The organism is Acinetobacter sp. YH12152, assembly GCF_013418285.1.
GTDB classification, from domain to species: domain Bacteria; phylum Pseudomonadota; class Gammaproteobacteria; order Pseudomonadales; family Moraxellaceae; genus Acinetobacter; species Acinetobacter amyesii.
Map to the genome: position 1 here is coordinate 1 of NZ_VPCH01000112.1, position 1,482 is coordinate 1,482.

The following is a 1,482-nucleotide window of genomic DNA, read 5'->3' on the forward strand; positions in this document are numbered from 1 at the left end:
TGTAACTCCAAAATAGAAATGTCCGGTTTCTCCAAAGTAAAAATGTCCGCTTTTAGAATATGCACTTTTGCAATTTCGTTAGCGGACGGTTTGATATGTTGGTGTCTATGTCGGATAAAGAACTTAAACGATTGTCGGTCTTGCAGGAAATCTGCGATCAACGCATAACTCAATCCCAGGCTGCTCAGCTACTTCATATTTCAGAACGTCAGATCAGACGCTTACTGCAGAAATACAAAGCTCAAGGTCCCGCTGCATTAGCCCATGCCGGTCGTGGCCAAATCAGCAATTCCAAACTTCCTGAAGAACTCAGACTCAAGTGCCTCAATATTGTTTCTGACCAACTCCATGGTTTCGGACCCACTTTAGCGCATGAAAAGCTCACCACCGTACATGGATTCGATCTTTCAGTAGAAACCCTGCGTTCCTGGATGATTGCAGCTGACTTATGGATTCCTCGATCCAAGCGCCTGAAACGCCCGTATCAGCCTCGTTACAACCGGGATTGCTTTGGTGAACTGATCCAAATTGATGGCTCATATCATGACTGGTTTGAAGGACGCGCTGCTAAATGCTGTCTGCTGGTGTTTATCGATGATGCTACAGGAAAATTGCAGCATTTACGCTTCTGTGAATCAGAATCAGCCTTTGATTATATGATTTCAACACGCTTGTATGTTGAGCAGCATGGTAAGCCGTTGGCATTTTACAGCGACAAACATTCAGTCTTCAGGGTGAATCAAAGCAGCAAGAAAGACACCAAGATTACCCAGTTTGGACGCGTACTCAGTACCCTGAATATCGATATCATCTTCGCCAATTCACCACAGGCCAAAGGCCGTGTGGAACGTGCCAACAGAACCCTTCAGGACCGTCTGATCAAGGAGATGCGTCTGGAAGGTATCAGCTCGATTGAGCAAGCTAATGCCTGGCTACCCTGCTTCATTGAGCAGTTCAATCAGAAGTTCGCCAAGATGGCTTTTAATCCTAAGGATCTACATCGGCCTATCACTGAAACAGCCGAAGAATTAGATGATATTTTTACTTGGCGTGAACCCCGCAGAGTCACGAATAGCCTGACGATTACTTATGATAAATGCGTATATCTCCTGGAAAACACCGAAGAAAATCAAAGGTTGATCGGTAAGTATCTTGAGTTCCTGGAATACCCGGATGGTACTGTAGCCCTCATGCATGATGGCCGAAAGATCAATTACAGCCTCTTCGATAAATTAAGTCAGCTGAATCAGCGAGAGATTGTTGAGAATAAACGGTTGGGTGCTGTTCTGAATCATATCCAACAACAGCATGAAGAACTGGAACAACAAAACAAACGCAATCGTTCTCAAAAGATGCCAAGCAGACGTGCACAGAAAATAGCAATCAAAGAACGAAATCTAAATCCTGTGCTTGACTTGGAATTGTCCATATAGGACATTTCTATTTGGTTATTAGGTAGGACATTTCTACTTAGGAATAACA

1 protein-coding gene is annotated in these 1,482 nt (G+C 43.9%); it reads left to right on the plus strand.

From position 1 onward, the window contains the following. The first annotated feature begins 107 nt into the window (after positions 1–107). Positions 108–1,433, plus strand: coding sequence for an ISNCY family transposase (locus tag FTU83_RS17160; protein ID WP_001280601.1), 1,326 nt, complete (start codon positions 108–110; stop codon positions 1,431–1,433). The last annotated feature ends 49 nt before the right edge of the window (positions 1,434–1,482 follow it).